Origin of the sequence: Limnohabitans rimovensis (SeqCode), assembly GCF_965234775.1 — a bacterium.
Classification (GTDB): Bacteria; Pseudomonadota; Gammaproteobacteria; order Burkholderiales; family Burkholderiaceae_C; genus Limnohabitans; species Limnohabitans rimovensis.
Map to the genome: position 1 here is coordinate 1,138,379 of NZ_OZ248562.1, position 14,049 is coordinate 1,152,427.

Sequence of the window (14,049 nt, forward strand, 5' to 3'; positions counted from 1 at the left end):
GCTTCACCCCAAAACAGTTTGTGCAACGATGTTGCGTTGCACTTCATTCGAGCCACCGTAAATGGTGGTCTTGCGCATATTGAAATAGGTGGACGCCAAAGGCGCACAGTGGGCCGCACCCACATGGTCGCCTTGCCATCCAGCTTCCATCGCCTCTTGGATGAAGGGCAAGCTGAAGGGGCCAGCCGCTTGCATCATCAATTCGCTGTAGCGCTGCTGAATTTCGGAGCCGCGAATCTTGAGCAGACCAGCAATGTCCAACGACTGCTTGCCCGACTTCTCGGCGCTCAACACCCGCAGCACCATCATCTCCAAGGCAATCACATCGACTTCGAGCTTGGCGATTTCGTCGCGAAAGCGCATGTCGTCCCAAACGCCTTCGGCTTTGGCGATGCGCTTCAAGCGCTCCAACTCTCGCTTGGCGCGGTTGACGTCGGCGATGTTGGTGCGCTCATGAGCCAGCAGGTACTTGGCGTAATTCCAGCCCTTGTTTTCTTCACCAATCAGGTTCTCGGCGGGCACTTCGACGTTGTCAAACCAGACTTCGTTGACCTCACATTCACCGTCCAGCAGTTTGATGGGACGCACACTCACGCCCTTGGATTTCATGTCGATCAGCAAAAACGAAATACCGGTTTGCGGCTTGCCCTCAGAGCTGGTGCGCACCAAGCAAAAAATCCATTCGCCAAACTGGGCCAAGGTGGTCCAGGTTTTTTGGCCGTTGACGATGTACTTGTCGCCCACCCGCTCGGCGCGGGTTTTGAGCGAGGCGAGGTCTGAGCCCGAGCCTGGCTCGCTGTAGCCCTGGCTCCACCACACCTCGCCGCTGGCAATGCCCGGCAAAAACCGCTGCTGTTGCTCAGGCGAGCCAAAAGCCATGATGACGGGCGCCACCATCACCGGGCCAAACGGCACCACGCGTGGCGCCCCGGCCAAAGCGCACTCTTCTTCAAACAAATGTTTTTGCACTGCGTTCCAACCCGGGCCGCCAAACTGGGTGGGCCAGCCGTAGCCCAGCCAGCCTTTTTTGCCCAAAATCTTGGCCCAGGTTTGCATGTCTTCACGCGACAAACGCAAGGCGTTATGGACCTTGCGTGAAATGTGGGTGGGCAAAGAAGCATGCACCCAAGCGCGAATGTCTTCGCGAAATGCTTGCTCTTCGGGGGTGAATTTCAGGTCCATGTCATCTCTCCATGAAGCGCATTGGTCGGCGCTGGTGTTCGTGCATTTTTTTAGCACGATCGTGCGATTTTGCCGCAAAGCCAGCCTGGGCTGTGGCCATTCGCGATAATTCCAGTCATGCGCAACATCGTGATTTTGATTTCTGGCAGCGGCTCCAACATGGCGGCCATCGCCCAAGCGGCCCAAAGAGAAGCATGGCACCAAAAATTCCAAGCGCGTGTGTGTGCCGTGATCAGCAGCCGGCCCGGTGCCAAAGGTTTGCAGATGGCCACTGAGCTGGGTTTGCCGACCCAAGTGGTGGACCATCGGGCTTTTGACGATCAAGGGGACCCGCGCGCGGCGTTTGACCAGGCTTTGATGCAGGCCATCGATGTGCACCAACCCGCCCTGGTGGTGTTGGCCGGTTTCATGCGCATCCTGACCCCCGCTTTTGTGGCGCACTACGCGGGCCGCTTGATCAACATTCACCCCTCATTGCTGCCCGCATTCCCGGGGCTCAACACCCACCAAAGGGCCATCGATGCCGGGTGTCGCTTTGCCGGGGCAACGGTGCACCAAGTGACCGCCGATTTGGACCATGGGCCCATCTTGGCGCAAGCGGTGGTGCCGGTCTTGCCCGGCGATACCGCAGACACCTTGGCAGCGCGGGTTCTCTCGCAAGAGCATTTGATGTACCCGAGGGCCGTGACAGAGTTGCTGACCTCATTGACCACGTCACCTATCCACCTGGTCCGGGCTGTAAAACCTTCAGCCGCGCAGTGCCCGCTTCAGGCGGCCAACCTTGAATTGCGCGGCAAATGGGCCATCAAGAACTCCATCTGATCGTCCAGGATGCGGCGGTTGCGCAAGATAAAGTCTTCCCACAAGGTGGGCACATACGGCGTGTAGAGCAAGGGCATTTTGGCTTGCTCAGGGGTGCGACTGCTCTTGCGGTGGTTGCAAGCGCGGCAGGCGGTGACCACATTCATCCAGTGGTCCACCCCGTTTTGGGCGAACGGAATGATGTGCTCACGGGTGAGTTCGGTTTCGTGAAAATGATCGCCACAATAAGCGCAGATATTGCGGTCGCGGGCAAACAATTTGGCGTTGGTCAAGCCAGGGCGCAAATCAAAGGGGTTGATGGATGGCACGCCTCGGGTGCCAATGATGCTATTGACCGCAATGATGGACTGCTGGCCCGTGATGGCATTGTGGCCACCCCGAAAAACGGCGATTTCACCCCCCGACTCCCAACGTACTTCGTTGGCAGCGTAATGGATCACCGCCTGTTCAAGCGAGATCCACGACTGGGGCAAGCCCTGGGCCGAGAGTTTCAAGACCTTCAATCCACACCTCCACGATGGTTTAAAACCGGATGCGCTTTCTGATCGCGCCCACCGATGGCAAACGCAATGTCTCTATGCGAGACAATATAACCTGTTTTATTGGCGCCCTTGTGACGACCCATCCCCCCATGCGCATTCTTCACGGATTCCAACCCCAGCAACGCTTCCCCCACTGTGCCCTGACCATTGGCAACTTTGACGGGGTGCACCGTGGCCACCAAGCCATGCTGGCTTTGCTGCGCTCTGAAGCCGAGCACCGGGGCTTGCCCAGTTGTGTGCTGACCTTTGAGCCCCATCCCCGTGACCACTTTGCTCGCAAGGCCCAAAACCCCAGCTTGGCACCAGCCCGCATTGCCACCCTGCGCGACAAATTGAGCGAGCTGGCCGCTTGCGGCATTGACCAGTGTGTGGTCTTGCCCTTCAATGAGACATTGGCCAGCACCACACCCGAGGACTTTGTGCGCCACGGCTTGGTGTCCGGGCTGGGTGCGCGCTATGTGCTGGTTGGCGACGACTTTCGTTACGGTGCCAAACGCCAAGGCGATTACGCCAGCCTGGACGAAGCAGGTGCCCGGCATGGCTTTGATGTGGCGCGCATGAACAGCTATGAAGTGCGCGGCCAAAGGGTTTCGAGCTCTTCGGTGCGTGCTGCACTCAAAGATGGCGATATGGCCCGTGCGGCCCAGTTGCTGGGGCGTGCTTACGCCATATCCGGCCATGTGGTGCATGGGCGCAAATTGGGCCGCACGTTGCAATGCCCCACCTTGAATTTGCGCTTCAGCCATTGGAAACCCGCGGCCAGCGGCATTTTTGTGGTTCAAGTGCACGGCTTGGGCGACACCGCTTTGCCAGGGGTGGCCAATTTGGGGGTGCGCCCATCCATCGACCCCAACGATGTCAACGGCGGCCGCGTCTTGCTGGAAACCCATTGTTTGCAGTGGCCCAGCCATCTGGGTCCAGAGGGGGGCTACGGTAAAATCATTCGCGTGGACTTGTTACATAAATTGCACGACGAATTGAAGTACGACAGCTTGGACGCTTTGCAGCAAGGCATTGCCCAAGATTGTGTGGACGCCCGTCTGTGGTTCGAGCAACACGCACCCAGCCCCGCCAATACCCGCCGCCAGACCACCCGCGACCGAATTTGAAGCGCCTAGGGCCCGCACTCACCCTGCACCGCCCTTGCCGCCCTGCCCTGGCATTGGCCATGCCGCTTTTGTTTGAGCTTCAAAATGACCGAATCCACCTCCGATTACAGATCCACCCTCAACCTGCCCGACACGCCCTTTCCCATGCGGGGCGACTTGCCCAAGCGCGAACCGGCGTGGGCCAAGGCTTGGTCGGATCAAGGGCTTTATAAACAACTGCGCGTGACGCGCCACGGCCAACCGCTGTTTGTGCTGCACGACGGCCCACCCTATGCCAACGGCAAATTGCACATCGGCCATGCGCTGAACAAGGTGTTGAAAGACATGATCGTCAAAAGCCGCCAATTGGCCGGCTTTGATGCGCAGTACATCCCCGGCTGGGACTGCCACGGTTTGCCGATTGAAAACGCCATTGAAAAACTGCATGGCCGCAAACTCTCCAGAGACGATATGCAGGCCAAAAGCCGCGCCTTTGCCACCGAGCAAATCGAGCAGCAGCGCGAAGACTTCAAACGACTGGGCGTGCTGGGCGACTGGGAGCGCCCTTACCGCACCATGGACCCCGCCAATGAGGCGGGGCAAATCCGCGCCTTCAAGCGGGTGATCGAGCGTGGTTTTGTCTACCGTGGCTTGAAGCCGGTGTACTGGTGTTTCGATTGCGGCTCGTCCTTGGCCGAGTTTGAAATTGAATACGCCGACAAAAAAAGCGACACCTTGGATGTGGCGTTTTTGTGCGCCCAACCCGACAAACTGGCCACGGCCTTTGGTTTGCCCAAACTGGACAAACAAGCCTTTGCAGTCATTTGGACCACCACCGCTTGGACCATTCCCGCCAACCAAGCCCTGAACCTCAACCCCGAGTTGAGCTATGCACTGGTCGACACCGCCCAGGGCTTGTACATCTGCGCTGAAAGCTTGGTGGACAAATGTTTGGAGCGCTGGCAACTCAGCGGCACCGTACTGGCCACCTGCAAGGGTCAAGCGCTGGACTTGATTGAATTTCATCATCCGCTGTCACACGTGGACGCGGGCTACCAACGTATAGCGCCCGTGTACTTGGCCGATTACGCCACCGCCGATGACGGCACCGGCATCGTGCACAGCGCCCCCGCTTACGGTGTGGATGACTTCAACTCCTGCGTGTCGCACGGCATGGCTTACACCGACATCTTGAACCCCGTTCAAGGCAACGGTGCTTATGCCCCCGACTTCCCCTTGTTTGCCGGCCAACACATTTGGAAAGCGGTGCCCGTCATTTTGGAAGCGCTGAAAAACGCCAACCGATTGATGGCCACGCATGGCATCACCCACAGTTATCCGCATTGCTGGCGGCACAAAACGCCGGTCATCTACCGCGCCGCAGCGCAATGGTTCATCCGCATGGACGAGGGTGCGGGTGTGTTCACCAAGGACAAAGCGCCCAAGACCCTGCGCCAATTGGCGCTGGACGCGATTGAGCACACCCAGTTTTACCCCGAAAACGGCAAAACCCGTTTGCGCGACATGATCGCCAACCGCCCCGACTGGTGCATTTCGCGCCAGCGCTCATGGGGCGTGCCGGTGCCGTTCTTTTTGCACAAAGACAGCGGCGAATTGCATCCCCGCACCATGGCCATCTTGGACCAAGCGGCGGATATGGTTGCGCAAGGCGGCATCGAGGCCTGGAGCCGTGCCACGGTGGAAGACATCTTGAACCAAGCGGGTGACCACCCCGAGCAGTACACCAAGAGTACCGATATTTTGGAAGTGTGGTTCGACTCTGGCAGCACCTTTGAGCACGTGCTGCGCGGCAGCCACAAAGCCGCATACGACCGGCCACCGTTTCACGAAACTGGCCCCGAAGCCGACTTGTATTTGGAAGGCCATGACCAACACCGGGGTTGGTTCCACAGCTCCCTGCTCTTGGGTTGCGCCCTGTACGACCGCGCCCCCTACAAAGGTTTGTTGACCCACGGTTTTGCCACCGACGGCCAAGGCCGCAAGATGAGCAAATCGCTTGGCAACACCGTGGTGCCGCAAGAGGTGACCGACAAGCTGGGCGCAGAAATCGTGCGCCTGTGGGTGGCGTCTACCGATTACTCGGGTGACTTGAACATCGACGACAAAATCTTGGCGCGGGTGGTCGACACCTACCGCCGTGTGCGCAACACCTTGAAGTTTTTGCTCGCCAACACCAGTGACTTTGACATCGCCAAAGACGCGGTGCCCTTGGTCGATCTGCTGGAAGTGGACCGCTACGCCCTGAGCCGCACCGCCCAACTGCAAGCCGACATCGTGGGCCACTACAACGCAGCACGACAGGTGTTTGAAGGTGGTCACTTTGGGGTGTACGAGTTCCACCCCGTTGTGGCCAAGCTGCAAATCTTTTGCTCGGAAGACTTGGGTGCGTTTTATTTGGACGTGCTCAAAGACCGGCTCTACACCACCGCGCCGCAGTCACACGCCAGACGCAGTGCGCAAACCGCGCTGTGGCACATCACCCAAGCCATGTTGCGCTGGATGGCGCCGTTCCTCAGTTTCACCGCAGAAGAGGCATGGACGGTGCTGGGCAACGGCAAAAGCATTTTTGCCAACACCTATTTGCAACTGCCAGAACCCGATGCGGATTTGCTGGCCAAATGGGCGCGCATCCGCGAATTGCGCGAAGCCGTGAACAAAGAAATCGAAGTGTTGCGCAGCCAAGGTCAAGTGGGCTCGTCTTTGCAAGCCCAAGTCCAGCTCACATTGAGCGCAACAGACCATGCCTTGCTGCAAAGCCTGGGCGAGGATGTGCGCTTTGTGTTCATCACCTCTGCGCTGCAGTTTGAGTCAGGGCAAACGCTCACGGTACAGGTCAGCCCTTCGCCCCACGTCAAGTGCGAACGCTGTTGGCATTACCGGGTGGATGTGGGCCAAGTGGCGGCTCACCCCCACCTGTGCCAGCGCTGCGACAGCAATTTGCACGGCGCTGGTGAAAACCGTTCGTTCGCCTGATCAGGGCCCCAACCATGGCCACGCGCAACGCCCCCACCCTCAAGCTGTGGCTGTCATTGTCACTGTTGATTTTGGTGCTGGACCAATTGACCAAGGTGTTGATCGTGGGCCATTTTCAGTGGGGCGAAAGCCTGTTCATCACTGATTTTTTCAACCTGGTCAGGGTGCACAACAGCGGCGCTGCCTTTTCTTTCTTGGCATCGGCCTCCGGTTGGCAGCGTTGGTTTTTCATTGGCTTGGGCAGCGCGGCGGCTCTGTTCATGGTGTGGATGCTGCACAACCACCCCCAACAAAAATTGTTTTGTTTGGCCATTTCGCTGATCTTGGGGGGTGCGGTGGGCAATGTGTTGGACCGCATTTTTTATGGCCACGTGATCGACTTTGCCGACTTTCACTGGGCGTTTTTAGAACCCATTTTTCATGGCGGTCATTTCCCAGCCTTCAATGTGGCCGACAGCGCCATCTCCATCGGGGCCGTCACCATGGTCATCGACGAGATTTGGCGGGTGCGCCAGAGCAAGAGAAAAACTCACTGATTCGGTTTGAACACCAGCGTTTGCGCTGTCGCCCCAGGGGTCACTGCGGTCTTTCCCTCTGGCGGCAAAAACAATTCCACCAGGTCATTTAAAAAGTCAAAGCCCCGCTCCGTGGGCAAGACCCGCTGACCCACTTGCTCGATCAAGCCTTTGTTCTGGGCTTGCGCCAATGGGGCTTCGATGGCGCTCAATGGCAAGCCGGTGCGGGCGCTGAAGTCGTTCAAGGCAAAGCCATGTTTCAAGCGGAACGCATTGAGGGCAAACTCAAACGCCAGGTCTCTTCGGGCCACTTCATGGCCCTGGCTCACCGCTTGCCCAGACATGGCTTGCTTTTGGTACAGGGCGGGTTCACGGTAGCGAATCAAGCGCAACACACGGTGCGGAAAACTGATCTTGCTGTGCGCACCAGCGCCAATGCCCAAATAGTCGCCAAATTGCCAGTAATTGGTGTTGTGCCAACACGCATGGCCTTTTTGCGCATAGGCCGACACTTCATACCGCGCCATGCCTTGCTCAGCTGTGCCCTGGGTGATGATGTCAAGCATGTCAAAAGCCTCGTCCTCCTCTGGCAAGCTGGGCGGGTGGCGTTCGAACCAGGTGTTGGGCTCAATGGTCAGGTGGTAGATGGACAAGTGCGGCGGGGCCAGGCCCAGCGCGGTGTCCAAATCGTGCTGTAAGGCGCTCAGGCTTTGGCCTGGCAAGGCGTACATCAGGTCGATGTTGAAGGTGTCAAAAGCCTCGGCAGCTTCCCGCACAGCGGCCATCGCTTGGTCGGCATCATGCACCCGACCCAAGGCACGCAAGCTGTCGTTGTGAAAACTTTGCACCCCCACCGACAAGCGCGTGACGCCAGCCGCTCGGTAGCCATGGAAGCGATCGGTCTCAAAAGTGCCGGGGTTGGCCTCCAAGGTGATTTCGCAATCGGGCACCAAAGGCAACAAAGCTCGGATGTGCCCCAGCAGTTGCTCAATCGCCCAAGGCTCAAACAGGCTGGGCGTGCCCCCACCGATGAAGATGCTGTGCACTGGCCGCCCCCACACCAGGGGCAAGGACTGCTGCAAATCCGCCACCAACGCCTGCAAATAGGCCGCTTGTGGCAACTCGCCCATGCCTGGCCCCCAAGCGTGCGAGTTGAAGTCGCAATAGGGGCATTTTTTCAGGCACCAAGGCAGGTGCACATACAAAGACAAGGGCGGCAAGGCGGGCAGTTGCAAGGTGCCGGGCCTGAGCCAATGAGAGGCATCGCCCAACTGGCTCAAGTCCAAAGGGGTCGCAGCAGCGCTCAAGGCTTGGCCCACTGCGCTTGCATCAGCGCCACCAGTTGTCGGGCCGCTTGGCCGCGGTGGCTGTATTGGTTTTTCACCGCTGGGTCGAGTTCGGCGAAGGTTTGCCCCAACTCGGACAGGTACATCACCGGATCAAAACCAAAACCGTTGGGGCCCCGGGGTGCGGTGGTGATCTCGCCAACCGCACGCCCCACGGCGATCAAGGGCTCAGGGTCCATCGGGGTTCGGACCGCCACCAAGGTGCTGACCAAGGCCGCTCTGCGCTGCTCAACCCCTTGAAGTTGCTCGAGCAGGGCGCGCACATTGTTCTCATCGCCTTTGGCATAACCAAACTGAGTGGCGTAATGGGCGGTTTGCACCCCAGGCAAGCCGTCAAACGCGTCCACGCACAAGCCCGCATCGTCGGCCACCGCTGGCAAGCCCGTGTGAGCGGCGGCATGTCGGGCCTTGGCCAAAGCGTTTTCCACAAAGGTGTGAAACGGCTCCTCAGCCTCGGGCGTATTGAAGTCAGATTGCGGCAGCAATTGCCACCCCAAGGGCGCAAAGAGCATGCGCAGCTCGGCCAGCTTACCTGCATTGTTCGATGCCAACACCAATTGACGCATGACCCCAGCCTTCAACCCAGGGCTTGTTGTTGCAAAGCGAACAATTCTTGGATGCCCTTTTCAGCCAAACCCAAGAGTTGGTCCATTTCCAAGCGGGTGAAGGCCGCGCCCTCAGCCGTGCCTTGCACCTCCACGAAGTGGCCAGCACCCGTCATCACCACATTCATGTCGGTGTCGCAAGCGGAATCCTCGGTGTATTCCAAATCCAGCAATGGCAGGCCTTTGAGAATGCCCACCGATATGGCGGCCACCGAATGAATGATGGGCGACTGGCTGATCTTGCCGCTGGCCAACAAGCCGCGAACGGCATCTTGGGCGGCGACATAGGCGCCGGTGATGCTGGCCGTGCGGGTGCCACCATCGGCTTGCAACACATCGCAGTCAATTTGAATCGTGCGCTCACCCAAGGCTTGCAAGTCAAACACCGCCCGCAAAGAGCGGCCAATCAAGCGCTGAATCTCTTGGGTGCGCCCGCTTTGTTTGCCTTTGGCCGCCTCGCGGTCGCTGCGCGTGTGGGTGGCGCGGGGCAACATGCCGTACTCGGCGGTGACCCAACCCTGCCCCGACCCGCGCTTGTGGGGTGGGACTTTTTCTTCCACCGAGGCGGTGCACAAGACCTTGGTTTGACCAAACTCGATCAGCACCGAGCCTTCGGCATGGATGGTGTAGTGGCGGGTGATGCGCACGGGGCGCATCTGGTCAACGGCGCGGTTCAGGCGTGAGGCGGGCAAGGTCATGGGGGTGAATTTCCAATTGGGCAATCATTTGAGGCCGCGATTGTCCCGCATATCACACCCTGTCCCAAGGCCTGACCCTCGTCCCTGAGATAATCCTTTTTTGTCAGCCCCTGATCAACCGTGCCCATTTACAGCATGACTGGTTACGCCAGCACCCAAGTGCTGCTGGCGTCCACCGCACCCCCCTCTTCGACAGCCCCGGTTCGCCTGGGCTTGGAAATCCGCTCGGTCAACAGCCGCTTTTTGGACATTGGCTTTCGCATGCCCGATGAGCTGCGCATGCACGAAGCCGCGCTGCGCGACCTGGTCAGTGCCCAACTCAAGCGCGGCAAAGTGGAAGTTCGGGTACACCTCGAAGCCGATCAGCATGCAGGATTGACCCAGCCCGATGCTGCCTTGCTGGGTCAGTTGTCCCAATGGCAAACACAGGTCCAAGCCGTTTTGCCCCAGGCGCGGGGTTTGAGCGTGGCCGACATCCTCAAATTGTCCGTGCAACCTCAGGCCAACCCCCAAGATCTGGGGCCGGCCTTGTTGCAATTGGCCCAGGATGCCCTGGCGAGCTTGCTGCAAGCCCGCTCCCGCGAAGGTCAGCGCTTGGTACAGCACTTGCTGGAGCAGGTCGGCCAGTTACAGGCTTTGGTGGCCAAGGCATTGCCCTTGGTGCCCACCCTGGTGGCCCAACAACGACAACGTTTTTTGGACCGCTGGCATGAAGCCTTGGGCCTGGGACAAGAATCTGCCAATGCCGATCAGGCCCAAGATCGGGCCTTGAGCGAAGCGACTGCTTTTGCCATTCGCATCGACGTGGCCGAGGAGTTGACGCGTTTGGGCGCCCATCTGGCTGAAATCACCCAATGCCTGAATCACCCGCCGGTCAAAGAAGGGGTTGGCAAGCGATTGGATTTTTTGATCCAAGAATTGCACCGAGAAGCCAACACGCTGGGATCGAAATCAGCCGCCTTGGAGATGACCCGCGTTGGGGTTGACATGAAAGTCCTGATCGAGCAAATGCGCGAACAGGTCCAAAACCTGGAGTAAAGACCCATGGACTACCCTGGCAATGTGTATGTGGTGGCAGCGCCCAGTGGCGCGGGCAAATCGAGCTTGGTCAAGGCCTTGATGGAGCTGGATGCAGCCGTGCGGCCATCGGTGTCGCACACCACCCGCCCACCGCGTGGCCAAGAAAAGGACGGCCGCGAGTACCACTTTGTGAGCGATGAAGCCTTTGATGCCTTGATCCAACAAGAAGCATTTTTGGAATGGGCCACGGTGCATGGCCACCGCTATGGCACCTCGCGCGAGTCCATCGAGCAACGCATCGCCCAAGGTGCCGATGTGGTGCTCGAAATCGATTACCAAGGTGCATTGCAAATCAAGAAGATTTTTGCCAATGCCGTGCTCATCTTCATCTTGCCCCCCAGCTGGGATGAGTTGCGCTCGCGGCTGCAAAATCGGGGCGAAGACAGCCTGGATGTGATCGAGACGCGGCTCAAGAACGCGGCCCATGAGATGTCGCAGGCCCCGAAATTTGACTTCGTTATAATCAATGAGTTGTTTGAACGGGCTTTGTTTGACCTCAAGGCCATTGTTCATTCGCAACGGCTCAAATACAAAGCCTTGCGACGCGCTCGGGCTGACATTTTTCAGGCCCTCAAATTGAAATGACCCTCTGGAGTAAAGCAATGGCCCGCATCACCGTCGAAGACTGCCTGGAATTCATCCCCAATCGCTTTCAACTCGTATTGGCTGCCACTTACCGTGCGCGCATGATCAGCCAGGGCCACACCCCGAAAATTGAAAGCAAGAACAAGCCCGGCGTGACAGCGCTGCGCGAGATCGCCGCTGGCAAAATCGGCCTGGAAATGCTGAAAAAAGTGCCCGGCTAAAGCCTCACCACGCATCCCAAAACACCGCCGAGGCGGTGTTTTTTTTCGCCCATGACCGGCGTTGGGGCTGGACCAACGACAAATTGATACAGTCAAGGCTGTGAACACACTCAGCCCGACCCAACCTGCCAAGCCCGCCCACGCTGCGGCCAATGCGGCGGCGGCCAGTTTTGCTGCCTTGATGGCCAAACTGGACTACCTCTCCACCGACGAGGTTGAGCAAGTCCGGCGCGCATACCGTTTGGCCGATGAAGCGCATCTGGGTCAATTGCGCAGCAGCGGTGAGCCCTACATCACCCACCCCATTGCCGTGGCAGCCCAGTGTGCCCAGTGGAAGCTCGATGCCCAGGCCCTGATGGCAGCCTTGTTGCACGACGTGCTGGAAGACTGCGGCATTGTCAAAACCGAATTGATTGAAAAGTTTGGCCCCACCGTGGCCGAACTGGTGGATGGCCTGACCAAACTGGACAAATTGCAGTTTGATACCCGCGAAGAAAACCAAGCCGAGTCGTTTCGAAAAATGCTCTTGGCCATGGCCCGCGACGTGCGTGTCATTTTGATCAAACTGGCCGACCGCAGCCACAACATGCGCACCCTGTCAGACATGCCGGTTGAGAAATGGCGGCGCATCGCCAGCGAAACCTTGGACATTTATGTGCCCATCGCCAATCGCCTGGGCCTGAACCAAACCTACCGCGAGTTGCAAGATTTGTCCTTCCGGCACTTGATGCCTTGGCGCTACAAGGTGCTCGAAAAAGCCATCTCGCGTGCGCGCAATCGCCGCCGCGATGTGATGAAAAAAGTTCAGCATGAAGTCGAGGCCATTTTTCAAAAATCCGGCTTGGCCATGCAAATCACCGGGCGCGAAAAAACACTTCACTCCATTTATAAAAAGATGGACACCAAAAACCTGAGCTTTGCCCAGGTCAATGATTTGTATGGCTTTCGCTTGATCCTGGGCGGTGTGACCGAGTGTTACACCGCGCTGGGGTTGCTGCACCAACTCTACAAACCGGTGCCAGGGCGCTTCAAGGACCACATTGCCATTGCCAAACTCAATGGCTATCAGTCATTGCACACCACGGTGGTGGGGCCATCCGGCACCAACGTGGAGTTTCAACTGCGCACCCCATCCATGAATGTGGTGGCCGAGTCTGGCGTGGCGGCCCATTGGCTGTACAAAAACGATCGCCAAAGTGCCGAACAAGCCGAACGCCTGGGTGCCAAATGGCTGCAATCTTTGCTCGACATTCAAGACGAAACCCACGACGCCTCCGAATTTTGGGACCACGTCAAAGTCGATTTGTTTCCCGATGCGGTTTATGTCTTCACCCCGAAAAGCCGCATCATGGCCATGCCGCGCGGTGCCACTGCCGTCGACTTTGCCTATGCAGTGCACAGCAACATTGGCGACCGCACCATGGCGGTCAAAATCAATGGCGATTCGGTGCCGTTGCGCACCGAGCTGCGCAATGGCGATGTGGTGGAAATCATCACCTCACCCGTGGCTGCGCCCAACCCCGCTTGGCTGGGCTTTGTGCGCACAGGGCGTGCGCGCTCCAAAATTCGCCATTACCTCAAGGGCTTGGCCCAGGTTGAATCCACCCAAATGGGGCAAAAAATGCTGATCCAAGCCCTGCGCGCCGAGGGTTTTGAGGGCCTACCCGACCACGAGGGGCCACACGCGGGGCTGTGGGATCGATTGCTGCGTTTCACCGGCAGCCGCAGCCGCGAAGAGCTGCTGACCGACATCGGCCTGGGCAAGCGAGTCGCCCACATCGTGGCCAAGCGCTTGGTAGGGTTGCTCAGCGAAATCGGCGAAAAGCCAGACCCCTTGCTTCTCAGCCGTGAGCGCTTCACCGCCCACGAAACCGTGTCACAGGGCTCGGTGCTGATCGACGGCAGCGAAAACGCGTCGGTGCAGTTTGCGCCTTGCTGCCGCCCCCTGCCTGGCGACCCCATCTTGGGTTACTTGGGTCGTGGCGAAGGGCTGATCATCCACACCAGCGACTGCGGCGTGGGACAACGCTTGCAACACAAGGACCGTGAACGCTTCATGGGGGTGGAATGGTCCGAAGAGCCCGCGCGCACGTTTGAGTCCGAGTTGGTGGTGACGGTCAACAACGGCAAAGGGGTTTTGGCCCGTGTGGCCAGCGCCATGACCAGTGCAGAGGCCGACATCACCCGGGTCAACATGGCCGACGAGACCACCGGTGAAGCGGCCATCGAGTTGCGCTTTGTGATCGCAGTGCGCGACACCAGCCACCTCGACACGGTGTTGCGTAATTTGCGCCGAACACCATCGGTGGTTCAGGCTCACCGGGTCACCTCACCTGCCATCGCAGGCCGCTACCATTGATCGGTTGAGAAA

At 58.7% G+C, this 14,049-nt stretch carries 13 protein-coding genes; 8 read left to right on the forward strand and 5 right to left on the reverse strand.

Translation table 11 applies throughout. The annotated features are described in order from the left end of the window. Window positions 1-3: 3 nt before the first annotated feature. Entirely contained in the window at window positions 4-1,182 is a 1,179-nt protein-coding gene (locus tag AC8GFZ_RS05450) for an acyl-CoA dehydrogenase family protein (RefSeq protein ID WP_506643118.1), read from the reverse strand. 117 nt (window positions 1,183-1,299) lie between these two features. Here AC8GFZ_RS05450 and purN point away from each other — a divergent pair, with 117 nt between their 5' ends. Next, a complete protein-coding gene (gene purN / locus AC8GFZ_RS05455) occupies window positions 1,300-2,004 on the forward strand; it encodes a phosphoribosylglycinamide formyltransferase (protein ID WP_506643120.1) in 705 nt (234 codons plus the stop codon). Here purN and AC8GFZ_RS05460 read toward each other — a convergent pair. Beyond that, complete coding sequence (locus tag AC8GFZ_RS05460) at window positions 1,950-2,507, reverse strand: HNH endonuclease (RefSeq protein WP_506643122.1); 558 nt, start codon at window positions 2,505-2,507, stop codon at window positions 1,950-1,952. The two genes, purN and AC8GFZ_RS05460, sit on opposite strands and share 55 nt — an antisense overlap. Before the next feature lie 128 nt (window positions 2,508-2,635). Here AC8GFZ_RS05460 and AC8GFZ_RS05465 point away from each other — a divergent pair, with 128 nt between their 5' ends. The 3 genes from AC8GFZ_RS05465 (at window position 2,636) to lspA (ending at window position 7,164) form a co-directional block, all read left to right on the forward strand. Next, a complete protein-coding gene (locus tag AC8GFZ_RS05465) occupies window positions 2,636-3,655 on the forward strand; it encodes a bifunctional riboflavin kinase/FAD synthetase (protein ID WP_506643124.1) in 1,020 nt (339 codons plus the stop codon). 84 nt (window positions 3,656-3,739) lie between these two features. After that, entirely contained in the window at window positions 3,740-6,628 is a 2,889-nt protein-coding gene (gene ileS / locus AC8GFZ_RS05470) for an isoleucine--tRNA ligase (RefSeq protein ID WP_506643126.1), read from the forward strand. A gap of 14 nt (window positions 6,629-6,642) precedes the next feature. Continuing rightward, complete coding sequence (lspA, locus tag AC8GFZ_RS05475; RefSeq protein WP_506643128.1) at window positions 6,643-7,164, forward strand: signal peptidase II; 522 nt, start codon at window positions 6,643-6,645, stop codon at window positions 7,162-7,164. Here the strand turns inward: lspA and hemW are convergent. The 3 genes from hemW to rph are packed head-to-tail and all read right to left on the reverse strand — an operon-like array spanning window position 7,158 to window position 9,792. Next, window positions 7,158-8,450, reverse strand: coding sequence for a radical SAM family heme chaperone HemW (hemW, locus tag AC8GFZ_RS05480; protein WP_506643130.1), 1,293 nt, complete (start codon window positions 8,448-8,450; stop codon window positions 7,158-7,160). The two genes, lspA and hemW, sit on opposite strands and share 7 nt — an antisense overlap. Then, on the reverse strand, window positions 8,447-9,055 hold the full coding sequence (gene rdgB, locus AC8GFZ_RS05485) for an RdgB/HAM1 family non-canonical purine NTP pyrophosphatase (protein WP_506643132.1): 609 nt from the start codon (window positions 9,053-9,055) through the stop codon (window positions 8,447-8,449). The genes hemW and rdgB overlap by 4 nt, the downstream gene beginning before the upstream one ends. 11 nt (window positions 9,056-9,066) lie before the next feature. Then, window positions 9,067-9,792 carry a ribonuclease PH gene (gene rph / locus AC8GFZ_RS05490; RefSeq protein ID WP_506643134.1) on the reverse strand — a complete coding sequence of 242 codons (726 nt, stop codon included), beginning with the start codon at window positions 9,790-9,792 and terminating at the stop codon, window positions 9,067-9,069. Between the two features lie 120 nt (window positions 9,793-9,912). Here rph and AC8GFZ_RS05495 point away from each other — a divergent pair, with 120 nt between their 5' ends. From AC8GFZ_RS05495 to AC8GFZ_RS05510, 4 genes are all read left to right on the forward strand, one after another. After that, window positions 9,913-10,830, forward strand: a complete 918-nt coding sequence (locus tag AC8GFZ_RS05495; protein WP_506643136.1) for a YicC/YloC family endoribonuclease — start codon at window positions 9,913-9,915, stop codon at window positions 10,828-10,830. Between the two features lie 6 nt (window positions 10,831-10,836). Beyond that, on the forward strand, window positions 10,837-11,457 hold the full coding sequence (gmk, locus tag AC8GFZ_RS05500; protein WP_506643138.1) for a guanylate kinase: 621 nt from the start codon (window positions 10,837-10,839) through the stop codon (window positions 11,455-11,457). Window positions 11,458-11,474: 17 nt separating this feature from the next. Then, window positions 11,475-11,678, forward strand: coding sequence for a DNA-directed RNA polymerase subunit omega (gene rpoZ, locus AC8GFZ_RS05505; RefSeq protein WP_506643140.1), 204 nt, complete (start codon window positions 11,475-11,477; stop codon window positions 11,676-11,678). A gap of 100 nt (window positions 11,679-11,778) precedes the next feature. Continuing rightward, on the forward strand, window positions 11,779-14,037 hold the full coding sequence (locus AC8GFZ_RS05510) for a RelA/SpoT family protein (protein WP_506643142.1): 2,259 nt from the start codon (window positions 11,779-11,781) through the stop codon (window positions 14,035-14,037). Window positions 14,038-14,049: the final 12 nt, after the last annotated feature.

Excerpts from the sequence above, each read along its gene's own strand:
- AC8GFZ_RS05450 (WP_506643118.1), bottom strand. The coding sequence starts at position 1,182 with ATGGACCTGAAATTCACCCCCGAAGAGCAAGCATTTCGCGAAGACATT.
- purN (WP_506643120.1), top strand. The coding sequence starts at position 1,300 with ATGCGCAACATCGTGATTTTGATTTCTGGCAGCGGCTCCAACATGGCG.
- AC8GFZ_RS05465 (WP_506643124.1), top strand. The coding sequence starts at position 2,636 with ATGCGCATTCTTCACGGATTCCAACCCCAGCAACGCTTCCCCCACTGT.
- ileS (WP_506643126.1), top strand. The coding sequence starts at position 3,740 with ATGACCGAATCCACCTCCGATTACAGATCCACCCTCAACCTGCCCGAC.
- lspA (WP_506643128.1), top strand. The coding sequence starts at position 6,643 with ATGGCCACGCGCAACGCCCCCACCCTCAAGCTGTGGCTGTCATTGTCA.
- rdgB (WP_506643132.1), bottom strand. The coding sequence starts at position 9,055 with ATGCGTCAATTGGTGTTGGCATCGAACAATGCAGGTAAGCTGGCCGAG.
- rph (WP_506643134.1), bottom strand. The coding sequence starts at position 9,792 with ATGACCTTGCCCGCCTCACGCCTGAACCGCGCCGTTGACCAGATGCGC.
- gmk (WP_506643138.1), top strand. The coding sequence starts at position 10,837 with ATGGACTACCCTGGCAATGTGTATGTGGTGGCAGCGCCCAGTGGCGCG.
- rpoZ (WP_506643140.1), top strand. The coding sequence starts at position 11,475 with ATGGCCCGCATCACCGTCGAAGACTGCCTGGAATTCATCCCCAATCGC.